17 protein-coding genes are annotated in these 18,113 nt (G+C 59.5%); 5 read left to right on the forward strand and 12 right to left on the reverse strand.

The features are described 5' to 3' along the window. Positions 1 to 962 precede the first annotated feature (962 nt). Entirely contained in the window at positions 963 to 1,976 is a 1,014-nt protein-coding gene (locus tag P5706_RS20260; protein WP_285681250.1) for an ABC transporter substrate-binding protein, read from the reverse strand. Between the two features lie 165 nt (positions 1,977 to 2,141). Between P5706_RS20260 and P5706_RS20265 the strand changes: the two genes are divergently transcribed. Then, positions 2,142 to 2,570, forward strand: coding sequence for a hypothetical protein (locus tag P5706_RS20265; protein ID WP_285681253.1), 429 nt, complete (start codon positions 2,142 to 2,144; stop codon positions 2,568 to 2,570). Between the two features lie 134 nt (positions 2,571 to 2,704). Here the strand turns inward: P5706_RS20265 and P5706_RS20270 are convergent, their stop codons facing one another. From P5706_RS20270 to P5706_RS20295, 6 genes are read right to left on the reverse strand one after another with little or no spacing between them, the layout of a single operon-like run. After that, positions 2,705 to 4,447: an ABC transporter substrate-binding protein gene (locus P5706_RS20270; RefSeq protein WP_065930235.1), complete on the reverse strand. Its 1,743-nt coding sequence runs from the start codon at positions 4,445 to 4,447 to the stop codon at positions 2,705 to 2,707. A gap of 32 nt (positions 4,448 to 4,479) precedes the next feature. Next, entirely contained in the window at positions 4,480 to 4,752 is a 273-nt protein-coding gene (locus P5706_RS20275) for a DUF2160 domain-containing protein (RefSeq protein WP_285682787.1), read from the reverse strand. Positions 4,753 to 4,763: 11 nt separating this feature from the next. Beyond that, a complete protein-coding gene (locus tag P5706_RS20280) occupies positions 4,764 to 5,564 on the reverse strand; it encodes a carbohydrate ABC transporter permease (protein WP_003174634.1) in 801 nt (266 codons plus the stop codon). 10 nt (positions 5,565 to 5,574) lie between these two features. After that, positions 5,575 to 6,441, reverse strand: a complete 867-nt coding sequence (locus P5706_RS20285; protein ID WP_017137728.1) for a carbohydrate ABC transporter permease — start codon at positions 6,439 to 6,441, stop codon at positions 5,575 to 5,577. Further along, complete coding sequence (locus P5706_RS20290; RefSeq protein WP_285681257.1) at positions 6,438 to 7,535, reverse strand: ABC transporter ATP-binding protein; 1,098 nt, start codon at positions 7,533 to 7,535, stop codon at positions 6,438 to 6,440. Before P5706_RS20290 ends, P5706_RS20285 begins: the two co-directional genes overlap by 4 nt. Continuing rightward, positions 7,535 to 8,629: an ABC transporter ATP-binding protein gene (locus P5706_RS20295; RefSeq protein ID WP_058421312.1), complete on the reverse strand. Its 1,095-nt coding sequence runs from the start codon at positions 8,627 to 8,629 to the stop codon at positions 7,535 to 7,537. The genes P5706_RS20290 and P5706_RS20295 overlap by 1 nt, the downstream gene beginning before the upstream one ends. A 366-nt stretch (positions 8,630 to 8,995) precedes the next feature. Between P5706_RS20295 and P5706_RS20300 the strand changes: the two genes are divergently transcribed. Continuing rightward, complete coding sequence (locus tag P5706_RS20300) at positions 8,996 to 10,813, forward strand: sigma-54-dependent Fis family transcriptional regulator (RefSeq protein ID WP_285681261.1); 1,818 nt, start codon at positions 8,996 to 8,998, stop codon at positions 10,811 to 10,813. A gap of 1 nt (position 10,814) precedes the next feature. Here P5706_RS20300 and P5706_RS20305 read toward each other — a convergent pair whose 3' ends face one another. From P5706_RS20305 to P5706_RS20315, 3 genes are all read right to left on the reverse strand, one after another. Continuing rightward, positions 10,815 to 11,747, reverse strand: a complete 933-nt coding sequence (locus P5706_RS20305) for a FecR family protein (protein WP_285681264.1) — start codon at positions 11,745 to 11,747, stop codon at positions 10,815 to 10,817. Beyond that, the gene (locus P5706_RS20310) at positions 11,744 to 12,286 is read right to left on the reverse strand and encodes a sigma-70 family RNA polymerase sigma factor (RefSeq protein ID WP_285681267.1); all 543 of its coding nucleotides are present in this window, start codon (positions 12,284 to 12,286) and stop codon (positions 11,744 to 11,746) included. Before P5706_RS20310 ends, P5706_RS20305 begins: the two co-directional genes overlap by 4 nt. Positions 12,287 to 12,605: 319 nt before the next feature. After that, entirely contained in the window at positions 12,606 to 14,720 is a 2,115-nt protein-coding gene (locus tag P5706_RS20315) for a TonB-dependent receptor family protein (protein WP_285681270.1), read from the reverse strand. Positions 14,721 to 14,962: 242 nt separating this feature from the next. Between P5706_RS20315 and P5706_RS20320 the strand changes: the two genes are divergently transcribed. From P5706_RS20320 to P5706_RS20330, 3 genes are all read left to right on the forward strand, one after another. Continuing rightward, positions 14,963 to 15,121 (forward strand): hypothetical protein, encoded by a 159-nt coding sequence (locus P5706_RS20320; RefSeq protein WP_285681272.1) that lies wholly within the window; start codon positions 14,963 to 14,965, stop codon positions 15,119 to 15,121. A 5-nt stretch (positions 15,122 to 15,126) separates the two neighbouring features. Further along, positions 15,127 to 15,753 carry a helix-turn-helix domain-containing protein gene (locus P5706_RS20325; RefSeq protein WP_285681275.1) on the forward strand — a complete coding sequence of 209 codons (627 nt, stop codon included), beginning with the start codon at positions 15,127 to 15,129 and terminating at the stop codon, positions 15,751 to 15,753. A 63-nt stretch (positions 15,754 to 15,816) separates the two neighbouring features. Next, positions 15,817 to 16,332, forward strand: a complete 516-nt coding sequence (locus tag P5706_RS20330; RefSeq protein ID WP_285682789.1) for a hypothetical protein — start codon at positions 15,817 to 15,819, stop codon at positions 16,330 to 16,332. 240 nt (positions 16,333 to 16,572) lie between these two features. Here the strand turns inward: P5706_RS20330 and P5706_RS20335 are convergent, their stop codons facing one another. Together P5706_RS20335 and P5706_RS20340 are read right to left on the reverse strand one after the other, a co-directional pair. Continuing rightward, on the reverse strand, positions 16,573 to 16,872 hold the full coding sequence (locus P5706_RS20335) for a hypothetical protein (RefSeq protein ID WP_200433589.1): 300 nt from the start codon (positions 16,870 to 16,872) through the stop codon (positions 16,573 to 16,575). A gap of 117 nt (positions 16,873 to 16,989) precedes the next feature. Beyond that, on the reverse strand, positions 16,990 to 17,730 hold the full coding sequence (locus P5706_RS20340) for a hypothetical protein (protein WP_285681278.1): 741 nt from the start codon (positions 17,728 to 17,730) through the stop codon (positions 16,990 to 16,992). Positions 17,731 to 18,113 lie beyond the last annotated feature (383 nt).

Consider the following 18,113-nt stretch of genomic DNA (forward strand, 5'->3'; position numbering starts at 1 on the left):
TGGTGGGGTACATATCCGTTGCTGCGGTAACGGCTGAGTAGGGTACCGCTCCTACAGCGGGTCACTTTTGGAAAGACCGGAATGCCGGCCCAGCCAAAAGTAACCAAAAAGTCTTCGCCCAAACACTCGGTGCCTCGCTATGGCTCGGCATGCCCGCAATCCGCCATCGTGTTTGACGGGGCGATTTCAGATCAAGAACAGCAACAGCAACAGCAACAGCAACAGCAACAGCAACAGCAACAGCAACAGCAACAGCAACAGCAACAGCAACAGCAACAGCAACAGCAACAGCAACAGCAAAGCCATACTCGGTCAAAGGTGGGAGCTGGCTTGTCGAATCGTCGCACCGCTGCGATGGCATCAACTCTGTGTACCTGATGTACCGAGGTGTCTGCATCGCAGGCAAGCCAGCTCCCACAGAAAAGCACATGTTCAGGACTGCATGCGGTCAACTGTGGGAGCGGGCTTGCTCGCGAATGCGGTGTATCAGTGACAGATGAATTGACTGACCCACCGCATTCGCGAGCAAGCCCGCTCCCACAATTAGACCGCGAAGCATCAGGTACATAGGCTTTTGCCTTGCACTTGATCTGGCTCTTGCTTCAACCACTCAGGTCGGCTTTCAGGCCGCCGTGCTGTAGATCTTGATCTTGATCTTGATTTTGATCTGAGACGCCCCGTTAACCACGATGGCCGAACGCAGGCTTGAATCCGTGGGTAACCCGGCAGGACGCCGGGTTAGCCGCGCTGGGCCAAGGATGGCCCATCGCGGCGGCCCACGGATTCAAGCCGGAGTGAGGGCATGCCGAGCCTAAGCGAGGCACCGAGTGGTGGGGCGAGGACCTTTTGGTTACTTTTGCGTCCTTGCAAAAGTGACCCGCTGTAAGAGCGGAACCATAGGCCGCCGTTACTCAAATAACGGATACGTACACCAACAACCCCCCCCAGAGTGCGCAAATCAGCTAGCCGCCATCACCCCCATGGGCTTCTTCAAAGAAGTAATCCTTCCAGCTCCCCGCCTTGTTCTTCAACACACCCAATTCCTGCAACTTCTGCGCATAGATAAACGTACGCTGCGGCACGATAGTGAAGTCAATCTCCGGATCCTGAACAATTTTCTCCACCAGATCCAAAGGCAGCTTGGACTCCTCTACACGAATATACGTCTTGGCAGCCGCAGGCTTGTCAGCCTTGATGATCTTCTCGGCCTCCGCCAGCGCGTCATAAAACGCCTTGTAGGTCTTCGGGTTGTCATCGTGAAATTTCTGCGTGGTATAGAGCACGTTAAACGACGCCTGCCCGCCAAGAATGTCGTAGGAACTGAGCACCTTATGCACGTTGGGGTTCAACAACTCCTGATACTGAAACGGCGGGCTGGAAAAGTGTGAATTAATCTCCGAACCACCAGCAATCAACGCCGCCGTAGCATCCGGGTGGGCCAGGCTGATCGAGATATCATCAAACTTCTTGAAATTGGCATCGCCAAACAGCTTGGCGGTCTCGATCTGCAAGGTCCGCGACTGGAAGCCCACGCCAGCAGCAGGCACGGCGATGCGGTCTTTGTCGGTGAAGTCCTGCAAGGTCTTCACCTTGGGATTATTGGTCAGCAAGTAATTGGGCATCGACCCCAGCGAAGCGATAGCCTTGACGTTCTGCTTGCCCTTGGTGCGGTCCCACAGCGTGAGCATCGGCGGCACACCGGCCGAGACCACATCCAGGGCGCCGGCCAGCAGCGATTCATTCATGGCGGTGGCGCCGGAAATGCTGTTCCACTCCACCTTGATATCCAGGCCCTGCTCCTTGCCATGCTTTTCGATCAGGTGCTGGTCGCGCACCACATCGAGGATCAGGTAGCCGATACCGAATTGCTGGGCAATGCTGATCTTGCCTTCGGCCTGGGCGCCAGGGCTGAGCAAGGTACTCGCGGCCGCCAGGGACGCGGTCAACAGGGTCAGGGAGGAACGCTTGAAAGTCATGGGAATCTGCCGCGTTTTCGAGAAAGTGATAGAGCCTAGCGACGAATTTTAAGACTGGAAAAGAATATCGGGATCTATTGTTATGCAAATCATCCCCAAAATGCCGTGTGGCTGTTATTGTGCCGCGATTTAAATACACCTGCCAAACCTGCGAGGAAATGGACGTTGAACACTGACGATAAAATGACTGGGGATCTGTTCGAGGTCGATAAACGCCTGTCACTCAAGCCCGTGGTGGACTTCAACGCTTACCTGCGCAGCGCGTTCGGCGATGGCCCGTGCACCTGCGTGCGCTGCACTGCCGCCAACGGTGACGAAACCGGCTACGCGTTCCAGCACACTTTCAGCTTTGACGGCAAACCCACGCACCGCCGCTTCGCCTCCACGGCGGGCAGTGATGTGTTGATGGTGTTGAAGAAGGCATGGCTGTCCTACGCCAAGGCCGAGCTGCCGCTCAGTGGCGTATTGGTGTTGGAGACCGTTAAGGAGTTTGTCGAGCCGCAGTTGCACAAGCGCTTGGCGCCGCTGTTTCTGGCCAGTGGGTTGGTCAAGGATGTGGATGGGCAGTTGCACATCCAGCCGCAGGCCGCCTGACCTAGTGTTTACCTGCCCTTGTGGCGAGGGAGCTTGCTCCCGCTGGGCTGCGCAGCGGCCCCAAAAATGGGCCTGCTACGCAGGCCAGCGGGAGCAAGCTCCCTCGCGACAGGTACAGTGTTTCGGCCTATGGGTTATTTACGCGCCGCCTCCCACTGCTTCAACAGATCACCATAAGCCACGGTTTCACCTTTGGGCTTCTCATTCGCCAGCTTAGGCTTCGGTGCACCCGGCTGATCAAACCAGTATTGCGCATCCCGCTCCGGGTTCATTTTCGGGCCGCACACCGGCTGCACCTTGGAGCGTTCCAGGCGCGTCATGATCGCGTCCTGTTCCTTGGCCAGGTTATCCAGCGCCTGTTGCGGGGTTTTCTCGCCGCTGGCCGCTGCGGCGATGTTGCTCCACCACAGCTGCGCAAGGCGTGGGTAGTCGGGCACGTTGGTGCCGGTCGGGGTCCACTCCACCCGCGCCGGGCTGCGGTAGAACTCCACCAGCCCGCCAAGTTTGGGCGCCATGTCGGTCATGGCCTGGGAGTTGATGTCGGACTCACGAATCGGCGTCAGGCCAACGATGGTTTTCTTCAGTGACACGGTTTTCGAGGTCACAAACTGCGCGTACAGCCAGGCCGCAAGCTTTTGCTTCTCGGGCGTGGACTTGAGGAAGGTCCAGGAACCCACGTCCTGATAGCCCTTCTTCATGCCCTTTTCCCAATACGGCCCGACCGGCGACGGCGCCATGCGCCATTTCGGCGTGCCGTCGGCGTTCACCACCGGCAGGCCCGGTTTGGTCATGTCGGCGGTAAACGCGGTGTACCAGAAAATTTGCTGGGCGATATTGCCCTGGGACGGCACCGGCCCGGATTCGGAGAAGGTCATGCCCGCCGCTTCCGGCGGCGCGTAGGCTTTCATCCAGTCCACGTACTTTTGCGTGGCAAACACCGCGGCCGGGCCGTTGGTGTCGCCGCCACGCGTGACGCTGGAGCCCACCGGGTGGCAGTCCTCTACGCGAATGCCCCACTCGTCCACCGGCAAACCGTTGGGCAGGCCCTTGTCGCCGCCACCAGCCATGGAGAACCAGGCATCGGTGAAGCGCCAGCCCAGGGATGGGTCTTTTTTGCCGTAGTCCATGTGCCCATAAATACGTTTGCCGTCGATTTCTTTGACGTCTTCGCTGAAGAATTTCGCGATATCTTCATAGGCCGACCAGTTCACCGGCACACCCAGCTCGTAGCCGTACTTTTCCTTGAACTTGGCTTTGAGGTCCGCACGTTCAAACCAATCGGCGCGGAACCAGTAGAGGTTGGCGAACTGCTGGTCGGGCAACTGATAGATCTTGCCGTCCGGCGCAGTGGTAAAGGAGATGCCGATAAAGTCCTTGATATCCAGGGTCGGCGAGGTGAAGTCCTTGCCTTCGTTGGCCATCAGGTCGGTGATGGATTCGGTCTTGCCATAGCGAAAGTGCGTACCGATCAAGTCGGAATCGTTAACCCAGCCGTCATAGATATTCTTGTCGGACTGCATCTGGGTTTGCAGCTTCTCCACCACGTCGCCTTCCTGCAGCAGGTCGTGGGTCAGCTTGATGCCGGTGATTTCGCTGAAGGCCTTGGCCAGTACCTTGGATTCGTACTCATGGGTGGTGAGGGTTTCCGACACCACGTTGATCTTCATCCCACGGAACGGTTCCGATGCCTTGATAAACCACTTCAACTCTTCGAGCTGCTGGGCTTCGGTGAGGGTGGATGGTTTGAACTCGCTGCCGATCCATTTTTTCGCGGCATCTTCGTACGCATCGGCCCAGGCCGTGGCGCTCAAACCGCTTAAGGCCAGTACGGCGGCCAATGAAATGCTATGTCGCAGCTTATTGTTTTTATTCAACATAGAGACCTCCTGGTGGTTTATTCATAAGGGCACTAGCCCCAACGCATCACACTCAACAGCCATACCAGGGATAGCGCAGACGCCACCCAGATGCTCCAGTCGGTAACGCCAACTACCAGCAAATGCAGGTAGGCGCTGCCGAGAAGACCGATAAACAAACGATCACCACGGGTGGTGCTGATCGGCAACAAGCCGCGCCGAGGAATACTCGGCGAACGCAGTTCCCAGGTGGTCATGCCCGCCAACAGCAGGCCAATCGCCACAAAGAACAGTGCGGTGGGGGTGGTCCAGGCCATCCATTCCATCATCGAACCCTCTAGACCCGGCCCAGGGCAAAGCCCTTGGCCACGTGGTTGCGAACAAACCAGATCACCAGCATGCCCGGCAGGATGGTCAACACCCCCGCCGCTGCCAGCACGCCCCAATCAATGCCGGAGGCCGAGACCGTACGCGTCATTACCGCCGCAATCGGCTTGGCGTTAACCGAGGTCAAGGTGCGCGCCAGCAGCAGTTCGACCCAGGAAAACATAAAGCAGAAAAACGCGGTCACACCGATACCGGAGCCAATCAACGGGATAAAAATCTTCACGAAAAACTTGGGAAAACTGTAGCCGTCGATGTAGGCGGTTTCGTCGATTTCCTTGGGCACGCCGGACATGAAGCCTTCCAGGATCCACACCGCCAACGGCACGTTGAACAGGCAATGTGCGAGCGCCACGGCGATGTGCGTATCGAACAGCCCGATGGACGAATACAGCTGGAAGAACGGCAGCAAAAACACCGCCGGCGGCGCCATGCGGTTGGTCAGCAGCCAGAAGAACAGGTGCTTGTCGCCGAGGAAGCGATAACGCGAAAACGCATAGGCTGCCGGGAGCGCCACGCTCAGGGAGATCACCGTGTTCAGGCTCACGTAGTACAGCGAGTTGAGGTAGCCGGTGTACCAGCTCGGGTCGGTGAAGATCACCTTGTAGTTGGCCAGGGTAAAGTCCTGCGGAAACAGGGTCAGCCCGCCGAGGATTTCGGTGTTGCTCTTGAAGGACATGTTCAGCAGCCAGTAGATCGGCACCAGCAAAAACAGGATGTAGATCAGCAGTGGAATAACCTTGCGCTTGCTCATGTTGGCGGCCTCAGCGGTTGGCGTCGGAGTGGGTCATGGCGGTGTAGAACAGCCAGGACACCAACAGAATGATCAGGAAGTACACCAGGGAAAACGCTGCCGCCGGGCCCAGGTCGAATTGGCCTACAGCCATTTGGGTCAAGGTCTGACTGAGGAACGTGGTGGCGTTACCCGGCCCGCCGCCCGTCAGTACGAAGGGCTCGGTGTAGATCATGAAGCTGTCCATAAAGCGCAGCATCACCGCGATCAGCAGCACGCTTTTCATCTTTGGCAACTGGATATGTCGGAACACCGCCCAAGCGGATGCGCGATCAATCCGCGCCGCCTGGTAGTACACGTCCGGAATCGCACGCAGCCCCGAGTAACACAACAGCGCCACCAGTGACGTCCAGTGCCACACGTCCATCACCAGCACCGTCACCCAGGCGTCCATGGTGTTGGCCGCATAGTTGTAGTTGATGCCCATGGCGTTAAGGGTCGAACCCAACAGGCCAATGTCGGCGCGGCCAAAAATCTGCCAGATGGTGCCGACCACGTTCCACGGGATCAGCAGCGGAATCGCCAGGATGATCAACACTAATGACGACCAGCGGCCCTTGGTCGGCATGGTCAGGGCGATGGCGATGCCCAGCGGGATTTCGATCAGCAGCACGCAGGCCGAGTAGATGAACTGACGCAGCAAGGAGTCGTGCAGCCGAGGGTCGAGCAGCACCTGTTTGTACCAGTCCGCACCGACAAAGTAGCGGCTGGACTGGTCGAAAATGTCCTGCACCGAATAGTTGACCACGGTCATCATCGGGATTACCGCGCTGAACGCCACCAGCAGGAACACCGGCAACACCAGCCACCAGGCCTTGTTGTTCTGCACCTTATTCATGGCTGCACCTCCAGCAGGTAATCGTCGGCGTACACCATCAACCACTGCGCGGGAAAACTGATCGAGGCTTTGCCTTCGGGCACCGGTTTGTCTTCGGCCAGGCGCACTTTCAACGGCGCGCCGTCGAGGTTGAGGGTCATGATCTTGTAGGTGCCGAGGTCTTCTACATGGATGACGTCAGCCTGCAGGGCGTCAGGGTTGTACTCGTCCCACACGTGGATAAATTCCGGGCGGATACCCACCTGCAGCTTTTTGTAGTCGGTCTCGCGCAGGCGCTGTTGCAAGGCCGCGGATAACGGCAGCAACGTACTGGCAAAGCGCACGCCGCCGGCTTCGGCCTGCACCTCGATCAGATTCATCCCAGGGCTGCCGATGAAATAGCCGACAAAGGTATGGCTGGGCCGCTCGAACAACTCGCGCGGTGTGCCGAACTGCACGATCTGCCCGCCGTACATCACCGCGATTTTGTCAGCAAAGGTCGACGCCTCAAGCTGGTCGTGGGTGACGTAGACCATGGTGATATTGAACTGCTCGTGAATCTGCTTGAGCTTGCGGCGCAATTTCCATTTGAGGTGCGGATCGATCACCGTCAGCGGTTCGTCGAACAGGATCGCCGACACGTCATCGCGCACCAGGCCACGGCCCATGGAAACTTTTTGCTTTTCATCGGCGGTGAGGTTGCGGGCTTTTTTACTCAGCAGGGCTTGCAGGTCGAGGACTTCGGCAATTTCCTGCACCTTGCTGTGGATTTTCGCCTCAGCCATGCCCTGGTTTCGCAGGGGAAACGCCAGGTTGTCGAACACCGTCATGGTGTCGTACACCACCGGGAACTGGAACACCTGGGCAATATTGCGTTTTTCCGGGGTCAGCTCGTTGACCACTTTAGCGTCAAACAGCACCTGGCCTTCGGACGGGCTGAGCAAGCCGGAGATGATGTTGAGCAATGTCGACTTGCCGCAGCCCGACGGCCCGAGCAAGGCGTAGGCGCCGCCCTGCTCCCACACATGGTTCATGGCCCGAATGGCGTAGTCCTCAGGCCCATTGGGTGTAGGGCTGTAGCTGTGCGCGAGGTTCTGCAAATGGATCTCGGCCATCAGGCAACCCTCGCGACGCGGCGCCCAGGGGCCTGGACCAAACGGCCCTGGCCATCGAACACAAAGAGTTTATGGGTGGGGATATACACACGGATCGGCGCGTCGACGTCGTACTCATGGACGCCCGGTAAGTGCAACACCAACAAAAAGTGCTCGCTGCGCACATGCAGGAAGGTTTCCGAGCCGCTGATCTCGGCCACTTCCACAGTCACCGCCAGCTCCAGGTCATCGTCGTTGCTCGGCACCAGGCTGATATGGCTGGGGCGCACGCCAAAACGGAACTCGCCCTCGCCGATGGGGCGCAGGTCCACGTTCAACGGGAAGTGCACGACATTGGCAAAACTCACTTCATTGCCGCTGATACGCCCGGGCATCAGGTTGATCGGCGGCTCGGAAAACAGCTCGGCGGCCAGCACCGTCTGGGGCTGGTGATACACCTCGGCGGCCTTGCCGCTCTGAATCACGCGGCCTTCGTGCAGGATGGTGGTGGTGCCACCCAGGGCCAGGGCTTCATTGGGTTCGGTGGTGGCGTAGATGGCAATGGTGTGGCGCGCCTTGAACAGTTCGCGCATTTCCTGACGCAGCTCTTCGCGCAGTTTGTAGTCCAGGTTTACCAGCGGTTCATCGAACAGGATCAGTTCGGCGTCTTTGACCAAGGCGCGGGCCATGGCCGTGCGTTGCTGCTGGCCGCCGGACAGCTCCAGCGGGTGGCGCTGCAGGAACTTCTCGATGCGCAGCATCTGCGCGGTTTCCAGCACCTTGCTGTGGATCAGTTCGTTGGACACACCGGCCTGGCGCAACGGCGAGGCGATGTTTTCGAACACGGTCATGGTCGGGTAATTGATGAACTGCTGGTAGACCATCGACACATTGCGCAGGCGCACCGGCTTGTGGGTGACGTCTACGCCGTTCATCAGGATGCGGCCGCTGTCGGGCTTGTCCAGACCGGCCATCAGGCGCATCAGGCTGGTCTTGCCGGACAGCGTGCGACCGAGCAATACGTTGAAGGAACCGGCTTCGAAACGCAGGTTGGCGTCGTCGATCCAGGTCTGGCCTTCGACGACGCGGGAGACATGTTCCAGGGTCAATGACATGACACGCCCTTTTTATTATTGGAATGATTCTGGCCATTCATAGCAGCGAGTTTCGTGCCAGAAGTGGCAGGTAGTTGATCTGTAAGGAAATGGGTTGAACAGGATGTTCAGGCATGAACACAAATGAACAACCAGCGCTGAACAACTGAACAGCGGGCGGGTTGACATTGAACAGTTCTGAACAACAATCGATGGGCGCCACAGATTTAATGTGGGAGCTGGCTTGCCTGCGATAGCGATGATCCAGTTTGCCAATTCGGTGGCTGACAAACCGCCATCGCAGCGGTGCGACGGTTCGACAAGCCAGCTCCCACAGTTGGACGGCGCAAGGCTTGATAACAATAAAAATAAAAGAAGGTCGCCCCCATGGCCGAACCCCTGGCACACGACACCCTTATCCAGGAATCCTGGCGCCGTTGCCGCGCCTTTGGCCTGGACCACCAGAGCCCCCCCAGCTTCGATCAATTGCCCGCCGAAGGCATCAGCCAGTTGCTCGAAAGCCAGCATTCCCTGGTGCAGACCACCCATCAGGAAGTGCTGCCCTACTACGAAAACATCCTCAGCAATTCCAACTGCCTGATCATGCTGGCCGACAACCAGGGCCAGGTGCTGACCTCGTGGGGCACCCAGCGTTTTATCGAGCCGAAGCTGGCGCGCGGCTTCAGTGCCGGCGCCAGTTGGAGGGAGCGCTCAAGCGGCACCAACGCCATCGGCACCGCGCTGGCCTGTGCGCAGGCGGTGCATATCGAGCACGATGAACACTTTCTCAAGGCCAACCGCTTCATGACCGGTTCCGCGGCGCCGATCTTCGATGCCCAGCGCGAAATTATTGCGGTGCTGGATGTGTCCAGCGACAGCTACCTGCCGCCCTCCCACACGTTGGGCATGGTCAAGATGATGAGCCAGACCGTCGAGAACCGGCTGATCCTCAACCTGTTTCGCGGTGAGCATTTTCAACTGACCTTCAACACCGGCCTGAACAACCTCGACAGCCAGTGGGCGGGCCTGATCATCTTTGATGACAGCGGCCAGGTGCTGTCGGCCAACCGCCGCGCCGATAACTTGCTGGGCATCAGTTTGTCGCGGGTGCTGATCGACAGTTTGTTCAAGGTCTCGCTGCTGGAGTTGTTGAATCAACCGGAGGGCATGCCGTTCTCGTTGCAGGCGGCGGGCCGCAATCGGTTCCAGTGTTTATTGAAGCGGCCGAAGAAGATGCCGGTGCAGGCGCGGGTGTTTGCTGAACCCAAGCCCACAAAACCTGCGCCGATGAGCATCCAGACCCTGCATTTTGGCGATGTGCGCGTGGAAAAGGCCGTGCGCCAGGCCGAGCGCTTGCTGGAAAAAGACATTCCGTTGTTGATTCACGGCGAGACCGGCGTTGGCAAAGAGGTGTTCGTCAAAGCCCTGCACCAGGCCAGTTCGCGCAGTAAACAGGCGTTTATTGCGGTGAACTGTGCGGCGATCCCCGCCGAACTGGTGGAATCCGAGCTGTTTGGCTATGAAAAAGGCGCCTTTACCGGCGCCAACCAGAAAGGCAGCATCGGCCTGATCCGCAAGGCGGACAAGGGCACGCTGTTTCTGGATGAAATTGGCGACATGCCCCTGCCGACCCAGGCCCGCTTGCTGCGCGTGTTGCAGGAACGCTGCGTGCAGCCGGTGGGCAGCAGCGAGCTGTTCCCGGTGGACTTGCGCATCATCTCGGCCACCAACCGCGTGTTGCGCGACTGGGTGCAGGCCGGGCACTTTCGTGAGGATTTGTACTACCGCATCGGTGGCCTGACCCTGGAACTGCCGCCCTTGCGCGAACGCACCGACAAGCAGGCACTGTTCCAGCAGCTGTGGCAGCAGCACCGTGAACCGACCCAATGGGCCGGGCTGAGTGCCGAGGTGCTGGCCTTGTTCGAGCAACACCCGTGGCCGGGCAACCTGCGCCAGGTCAGCAGCGTGTTGCAGGTGGCGCTGGCGATGGCCGAGGAGCAACCAGTGCGACCGGAGCATCTGCCGGATGATTTCTTCGTCGACCTGAACCTGGCGGCGCCCTTGCCCACCCATGCAAGCGTGGAAGACAGCAGCGATCTGGCCCAGCGCCTGAAAGCGGCGGGCGGCAACATCTCCCACCTGGCGCGGGAACTGGGCGTAAGCCGCAACACCCTGTACAAGCGCCTGCGCCAGCACGAAGGCTGATCTAGCGCGGTTTGACCACCACCATCAGATCGGTAAAGTACTCCACGCGGATCGGCAGGTTGTCGGCCAGCGCCGAGAGCGCCGCTGCCGTGTCATCAAGCTTGAACACCCCGGAAACGCGCAGGTTTTTCAACGCCTGGGGATCAAAGCGCACCAAGCCGTGACGGTAGCTGGCCAGGGTTTGCAGCACCTCACTCAGCGGTTGGTCGTTGACTTTGAGCAGGCCACGCGTCCAGGCATCCGGGTCGGCGCTGGTGGTCGCCTGTACAGGCCCCGCGTGGCCATGATCAAGAACCGCACGCTGCCCGGCCGTGACCTTGACGCCCTCGCCCGTGTCACCTTTGACCGCCACAGTGGACTCGATCACCGTGACCAGGGTGCTGCCGTCCGCCGCACGCTTGACCAGATAACGCGTGCCCAAGGCCGTGGCCGTGCCTTGATCGGTGCGTACCACGAATGGCCGTTGCGCGTCCTTGGCCACGTCAACCCACAGCTCTCCCTGCAGCAGTTCGATCACGCGCTGGTGGCCGTCGAATTTCACGTCCACCGCCGAGTTACTGTTGAGCTGCAACTGGCTGCCGTCTTCGAGGGCGACCTGGCGGCGCTCGCCGACGCCGGTACGCTGGTCGGCCATCCACACCGGCATGTGCTGCACACCGAACCAGCCGCACAGCACTACGCCGAGCACACCCAAGGCCTGCACCCCACGCGAACGTCGTGGCGCAAAGGCGCGATTCAAGGCAATACGTGCCGGTTGCGCGGGCAAGGTATCAAAGCCACCCCACAGCGAGCGCATACGCTCAATGGCCACGGCATGACGCGGGTCGGCCTGGCACCAAGTGTTGAAGGCGTGGCGCTCGGCTTCACTGATGTCTTCGCCGTGCAGCCGCGTCAGCCAATTCGCCGCTTGTTGAATGATCTGTTCGGAGCTCACGGCAACGGGTCCGCCGCGTACAGGCTGTGGTAGCAATGCACCAGCGCGGTGGACAGGTAGTTTTTGACCGTGCTGGGTGACACCTCAAGGCGTGCGGCGATTTCACTGTAGGTCAGCCCGTCCAGGCGGCTTAACAGGAAGGCTTCACGGGTTTTTGCGGGCAGGCCGGCGAGCATCTCGGCGATGCGCTCCAGGGCTTGCAGCGCCACGTGGATGGCGGCCGGGTCGGGCATGCCGGCGTCTTCGCACTGAACCATCAGGGCTTGCAGGTAGGCCTTTTCGATGCTTCGGCGCCGCGCCCCATCGATCAACAGGCGCCCGGCGGTGGTGGCGAGAAAGGCACGAGGCTCCTTGATGGTGTGCGGCTCGGCCAGCATCAACACGCGGATAAACGCATCATGGGCCAGGTTGGCGGCGTACTGGGAACACCCGAGTTTTTTGCGCAGCCAGCCGTGCAACCAGCCATGGTGCTCGCTGTACATCGCCGTAAGGGTCTGCTGACGGGCGCAATCGCCCGGCGCGGCCGGAATGTCATGCATGCGCAAAAACTTCTCAAATGGGAAATATTACCAATTGCGCGAACAATGCCAGTAAAACTGTGGCGGGGCAAGGGCCACTCGAGGTGGCCCGGTGTTGTGGGCGGGCCTGTGTGGGAGGTGGTCTATGTGGGGGGTGATCCATGTGGGAGGTGATCCATGTGGGAGCTGGCTTGCCTGCGATGGCATCACCTCAGTTTAACTGAATGACCGAGGCGCCTGCATCGCAGGCAAGCCAGCTCCCACACAAGCCAGCTCCCCACAAGCCAGCTCCCCACAAGCCCTGCTCCCACAGTTAGACCTAGCTGACAGTTAAATTGGCTTAACGCCAGCTCCATGACACACCGGTGTAGATACCGCGCCCGTCGGCCGGTGTGGAGCGCGCCATATCCAACCCCTTGTCGTCATAACCCGGCGTGACGGTATTGGCATAACGCCAGTTGGTGAGGTTGCGCAGATCAACCCAGGCTTGCCAGTCTTGTTTCGGCGCGTCGTAGCCGAAGGTGGCGCCCAGGGTTGTGTACGCGGCGGCGTAGTAAGAGTTGGCGTAATCCACCGCCACCCGTGAAGCATGCTCGGTGTTGAGGCTGGTGTAGAAACCGGTCGGGTGGCTGTAGCGCACTTGCGCCTGGTAGTAATGCTTGGGGATGCCCGGCAAGGTGTTGGCGCCGAAGCGGTCGTCGTCACGGTAGTGGAAATCGCTGTAGGTGTAGGCCTGGCGCAGGGCCACCTGGCCATTACCACCACCGTCCCACAACGGACTGAGCAGGCTCAACTCCACGCCCTGGTGCACGGTGGGGCTGGCGTTGGCTTCGGCGACGACGGCGCTGCTGGCCTGTGTCTGCGCCTGGGTCTCCACTGTGAGCAGTTCGTGACGCACTTCGGAGCGATACAGCGCCAGGTCCCACTGGCCGAACCATTGCTCACCGCGCCCGCCTATCTCTAGGGTGGTGGCGGTCTGATTGCGCAAGCTCACGCCTTCGCGGGCCAGTCCGTTAGCGGGGCCTCCCGAAAAGTACTTGTTGGACCCCCAGATCATCGACCACGCGTGCGGCGGCTCGACCGAACGGCTGAGGTTGCCGTACACCTGCAACTGCGGGGTGAAGTCATAGCGCAGGCCGATACGCGGTGCATAGTCCCAATCATGCTGGCTGAGCGGTGCCTGCCCTTCGGGGTAGCTGACCTGGGTTTCGCGGCGGGTGTAGATCGCAGCCAGGCCGGTGGTCAGCCACAGGTCTTGCGCCAGTTCCAGTTCGTTGCCGATATGCAGCACCGTGTCGGAACCCAGGTAGCTGTAGTCGCGGGTCTTGGTGCCCGGGGCGTAATAGGTGGCTGGGTTGCTCGAAGGTACGCGCACATATTCCGAGGCGCCGTTGTTGGGCATCGCCTGGGTAGTACGCAGGCCAACGGTGGTTTTGCTGTCGTGGCCAAACCAACTGTCCTGGCGGATGTAGTTCAGGGTGCCGCTCACATCGGTGTAGGCGACTTTCAGGCGATTGAGCCCTTCGCGCAAATCCATCGGGTAATCGTGGTAGGCCAGCCCCACCTCGACACGGGAACTGTCATCGAGCTGCAAGGTGGTCTTGTTGGCGATCCAGGTCGAGCCCGGCTGCAGGCGTTTCGAGTCGCGGACGGCGTTGAGGCTGTTGGCGGCGGTTGGGTCATGGCTGATCTGGTAGCGCGTCAGCTTGCCGGGGCTGTCATTGGTGGTTTCGCGGTAGCGAAAATAGAAGCGCGTCTCCAGGTCCGGGTTGAAGCGGTAGCCAAAGTTAGCCGCGATGCCCTTGCCGGTGCCGGCGCTCTGGTGCTGGTAGCCGTCGGATTCGGAGTCGGTGAGGCTGATGTAATAGTCGGCGTCGCCCAACACCTGGCCGGAGCTGATCTCGCGCTGGGCATAACCGCGACTGCCCACTTCATAGCGCACCTGCAACTTCGGCGCGTCATAGCCGGTATGCGTGACATAGTTGACCGAGCCACCCAGGGCCAGGGCGCCCTGATCAAAACCGTTGGCGCCGCGCAGCACCTCGACACGGCTTTGCCACAGCGGGTCCTTGAGTTCATAGGGCGTGCCGCCGGGGCCGGTGAGCGGCAAACCGTCGAGCATTTCATACAGGCCCGAGGCGTGGGAGCCGGGGCTGCGGTTCAGGCCGGAACCGCGGATCGACAACTTCACCCCTTCATTATTCGCCGCCTTGGCGTACACACCGGCCTGGTACTTGAACACGTCTTCGTTGGTGCTGACGCGACCCTGCTGCACGCTGCTCATATCGATGAAGTTAGTACCGCCAGGCACACTCTTGAGCTGCGCCTGGGCCACTTCGGCGGCGCTGGCCTCGCTGCTGGAGACTTCGACCGGTGCCAGTTGCAGGGTGTCGGCTTGCGCCAGTGAACTGAGGGTCAGGGCGGCAAACAGCAGTGGGGGTTGACGCAACAACATGGGGGTAAATCCTTGGAATTCGGGGGCGTGAAAAAGCCTGGGCCATCACGCGAACAGTGATGGGAAGCCAGGCAGGCCCACCAGGTCACGCTTAATTAACGGACCAGACCCTTCCCACAACAGCATCGGACCGAGATTATTTTCTAAGTCCAAAATCGCATTAACACATGCAAACTCAGTATTTAAAGAAATAACCAGCACGCATTACTGTGGGCTCATTGAGTCGCCCACGAGATCCCAGCATGCACACATCCGCCAGCGTTATTGACTTGACCCTCCACCGCAAACGCCGCCAGGCGCGTGCCGCGGCCGAGCTGATGTGGGCCATGTACGCGGCACGCGCGGGGCTTGCGGTGTTCTCCGCCCACACCGCAACCGCCAGTGATACGCGCCGGGCGTAACGCCGATGAATTTTTTACAAGTACTGCCCGAATCAGCCGAAGCACTGCCAAAACCTGCGATTGAGGATGACGACACCAGCCTGTGCGTGGCGCAGAACCTGCAACGTTTGCGCAGTAAACGCCACCTCTCGCTGGACGGGCTGGCACGCGCATGCGGCGTGAGCCGTGCGATGCTGGCGCAGATCGAGTCCGGCCGCAGCGTGCCGTCGATCAAGGTGCTGTGCAAAATCGCCAAAGGTTTAAAGGTGTCGGTCGCGGCCTTTCTGGAGGACCGTGCCTTTGAAGGCGTCGAGGTATTGCCGGCGCAACAGAGCAAACGCCTGGTGAGTGCCGACGGAGCCTTCGTCAGCCGTGCATTGTTTCCCTTTGATACCGCCCGCCAATCGGAATTTTACGAAATCCGCCTGCGCGCGCTCGGCGAGGAAATTTCCGCCGGCCACGGCCCCGGCATTCAGGAAAACCTGGTTGTGGCCCAGGGCGTACTGGAAGTCAGCGTCAACGATGAGCGCTACTTGCTCTCCACCGGCGACTCGATCCTGTTCTACGCCGACCAGCCCCACCGCTACCGCAACCCGGCGGACAGCGAGGCAGTGGCTTTTTTGGTTATCACCTACCCGGAACGCCTGGACTGAATGCAAAAAGCCCCGACGAGTCGGGGCTTTTTTGCACCTGTGTTACACAGCAGCGGTCAGCAGGTGCAGCACATCATCGGCATGCCGTTGCAGCTCATCATCATCGGCATGGCGCAGTCATTCATCAGTTTGTTCATGAGCATGCAGCAGTTTTCCATCATGGCCATGCTCATGCCTGGCATCGGCATCATTTTGCACATCATGCTGTCGCCCATCACGCTGCATTCCATCATGCATTTCATCATCGGCATCGGCATCGACATGCCCATGGTCATCATCGGCATGTTCATGTCAGCCATCATCTTCATGGCATCGGCCGACATACACAGCATCGACATGTTTGCGCACTGCATCATCATCGGCATGCCGCAGTTCATCATCATCGCCATCATGTCGGCATTGGTCTTGAACTGCGCCATGTCCATACCGACCGCCGGCTTCATGGTGCACATCATGGCATCGCCCGCCATTTCGCACTTCATGGTCGCCATCATCATCGGCATGCCCATCATCGGCATCATTGGCATGGACGTGTTCATCGGCATCTGCATTGCGTTCATCATGTTCGAAACTCCGTAATCGACAGGAAATGGCTAAGTTCTGGCGCCGATTCTAGAGCCACCGAGCAACGGCGCAAGACGCCGGCAGAGCAGCACAAATGGCTGTTCGGGAGCTTGCTTGGGTGACCAATACAGCGACACCGTATGCGATCACGGACGAATCGATGCAAAGACATGCAAAGCCGCTTCTGGCACTGCGTTAACGCCAAGATGGATATGCGATTAAAGCCTTGCCACCTCACTTAAGGAAATAAACGATCTAACCCGTGGGCAATTTCTGATAATCAGCCTCGCCCGTCAGCGGTTCGATCGTGCGCATGAAATCATCCGCTTCAGACCCCCAGGGGAAACTGAACCCCGCCATTTCATCGCACGCCAGGATGTCAGCCAGGGCTTTACGTAACTGAGACTCCGCCGGCGAATCGCGCAGCAGTTTATGTGCACTCAGTAACACCTCGGCAGGAACCCCCTGGGCGCTTGCCACATCGATCACTGCATAGAGGATAAATCGCAGACGAACCTCGCGATCCGTAGGCCAAACCGTTTTCCGCTTACCCAAGGTAGGCACTCATCCGTTGAGAAAAGCCCGAGGCTATTGCCCACCGAGGGGTGTTTCAAGTGTGGGGACTCAAGATAGGCCGTTTCCTACACTTGAAAGGGACATACCGTACCTACATTACTGCACGGGCAAGAAATTCATCAGCAGCAAACTCTGCGCATAGTTGAGCGCCACACGTCGGTAGCGTTCATCGAGCATCTGCGCGAGCAGGTCGAGGCGCGCGACTACTTTGCCGAACTCGACCGCAAAGCTGAGGTTGCTGCCCTCCTCCGATATCTCGTTGGAAAACAGCAGTAATACGCCGTTGGCGTCCTGGCGTTGGCTGAGCAGCCAGGTGGCTTTCTCGATATTGCGTGCGGCGTTGCTGACAAACTGCGGGTTGATCGAGTCGGTCATATAGAACTGGGTGCGGCCGCCGTGGGCGGTCACCAGCATGCTGCCGATCGCGTAGATAAACGCGCCGACCCGGTCGCCTTTAAAATCCGGGCTCAACGAGTAACTCAAGGCCGCGAGATCGCGCCGCTCGCCCAGGGCCGGCAGCGGTTGCTGCTGCTCGATGGCCTGGCGAATTTCCCGCGCGGCGCTCACCGCATCCGGGTAACCGGATTGGCGCCACTGGCTGGGGTTGCGCAGGTAGAGCTTGCTCATCAGCAGATACAGGCTTTGCAGGTTGTCGCGCATGCTCAAGGTTGCCATACGGTCGACGCTGGTCTGGAAGAACTCATCGGGCCTGCCCTTGCTGAACTGGCTGGCGATATCGCGGCCCTGCTGCTGGCTGCAACCGCTGGCAAACAGGGCCAATAGAGCCGCTGACAACAAAGGCCAGCGGGAGATAAAAGTAGTTGAGGTTCGATCCATCGGCACCGGGTCTGGTTCTGCTGCCTCGCTCTGAATGAGCGGGGTCGTGACAGGGGTAGATCAGAAGAATCAAAAAAAGTGCGGCGAGCCGGGTCGGTTCAGAAGTTGCCTACGCGCAAAGGAGTGCCTATAGGATCGTTACCACGCGCCGCAAAGGAATGCCGCCCGGGACGCTCCGCGTCCCGCTTTCTGACGCCGTGACGCGGAGCGTCACAGGATGCGTTACCACGCGGAGCGTGGGAACGATCAAGCGGCCGGGTAGTGCATTCCTGCGAAATACTTGCCTGATCCTCCGACTTATCGACTAGTGAATAGATAGCCCTTGCGCCGTGGTCTAGAGTGCAACGATGGGCCACAAGTCCCACCATTCTTATAAGAGCTCA

It is taken from the genome of Pseudomonas sp. ChxA, assembly GCF_030263855.1.
Classification (GTDB): Bacteria; Pseudomonadota; Gammaproteobacteria; order Pseudomonadales; family Pseudomonadaceae; genus Aquipseudomonas; species Aquipseudomonas fluorescens_CB.